Origin of the sequence: Lentzea kristufekii (genome assembly GCF_033949925.1) — a bacterium.
GTDB lineage: Bacteria > Actinomycetota > Actinomycetes > Mycobacteriales > Pseudonocardiaceae > Lentzea > Lentzea kristufekii.
The window spans coordinates 1-1,459 of record NZ_JAXAVV010000074.1; the positions used below are offsets into that span (position 1 = coordinate 1).

The following is a 1,459-nucleotide window of genomic DNA, read 5'->3' on the forward strand; positions in this document are numbered from 1 at the left end:
CAATGCCGGTCGGTTAGTTCGTGGGTGGTCGATAGCCTGCGGTTGTGGATCTTGAGGTGGGTGGGCGGCCGAGTTTGGCCGATCAGGCTGCTGTCGGTGTGCTGACCAGGACGTTTCCGGTGGAGTTGGTCGATCGGGTGATCGATCAGTACTGGCGGCGGGAGCAGCGGACGCGGGCGTTGCCGGCCAGGCTGGTCTTCTACTTCACGCTGGTGCTGTGCCTGTTTCCGCACGAGTCCTACCGTTCGGCGATGGCGATCCTGATGTCGGTGTTCGGTCGTGGCGGGCGGGGTTACCGGGTGCCCACGACCGGCTCGATCGGGGACGCCCGCCGCCGGCTGGGAGCGGGCCCGATGGAAACCGTGGCGCGGGCGGTGATGAAACCCTTGGCGCGACAGGAAACACAGGGCTCCTGGTATCGGGAGTGGTTGCTGGCCGCGGTGGACGGGACCACCTTCACCGTGCCCGACACCGAGGACAACGAACGCGAGTTCGGCCGCCCGGGTTCCGGCCGTGGCGAGGGCAGAACAGCGTATCCGCAGATCCAGGCGGCGTGTCTGGTCGAGCTGGGCACGCACGCGGTCTTCGACGCCCGGATGGACGCCTATGCCGCCGGGGAGGCGATGCTGATCGAGGAGATGTTCCCCTCGCTGCGGCCGGGCATGCTGCTGCTGGCGGACCGGCATGTCTACTCCTTCCGCCGCTGGCTGGCAGCGGCGGCCACGGGCGCGGACCTGGCGTGGAGAGTGTCGGCGAATCTGATTCTGGTTCCCTCGCAGTATCTTGGCGATGGGTCTTTCATCGCCGAGATCACCCCGCCGAAGTCCTCCGGACAGCGGCCGTTCCGGCTTCGGGCGATCGAGTACTCGCTGCCTGGCTCGCAGGAGGTCTACCGGCTGGTGACCACGGTCCTGGATCCGGTGCGGGCTCCTGCGGCGGAACTCGCCGCCGTCTATCACCAGCGATGGGATGTCGAGGGATTCTTCAAGCAGGTCAAGAGTGTCCAGCTCAACGAGGAGAAGATCTTCCGGTCGAAGTCGCCCGAAGGGGTGCGTCAGGAGTTCTGGGCGCATCTGGCGGTGCACTACGCCACGATGTGCGTGCAGGTGGACGCCGCCGATCAGGCCCTGCTGGACCCTGACCGGATCTCCCACAAGAACACCGTGCGCGTTCTCCGGTCCCGGATCTGGCGGCCGGAGTCTTTTCCCCCTGCGCCACAACGATGATCACTACCGAACACTGCTGGCGGACGTTATCGCCGGGATCAACCCGCAGCGCCGGGACCGGAGCTATCCCCGTGTGGTCAAAAGGAAAATGAGCAACTTCCCCGTCAAACGGGCAGAGCACGGACAGCAACACAGGGCCAGCAGGCCACCGACCTCAACGATCTCCATCGCCCCGCCCACCCTGACTGGACACCGCCGCAGACCAGCCAAGACCACCTAACCGACCGGCATTG

At 66.1% G+C, this 1,459-nt stretch carries 1 protein-coding gene; it reads left to right on the forward strand.

What is annotated here, in order from left to right; all coding sequences use genetic code 11:
- Positions 1 to 44: 44 nt before the first annotated feature.
- Positions 45 to 1,226, forward strand: a complete 1,182-nt coding sequence (locus tag SK571_RS46095; RefSeq protein WP_319990420.1) for an IS4 family transposase — start codon at positions 45 to 47, stop codon at positions 1,224 to 1,226.
- Positions 1,227 to 1,459: the final 233 nt, after the last annotated feature.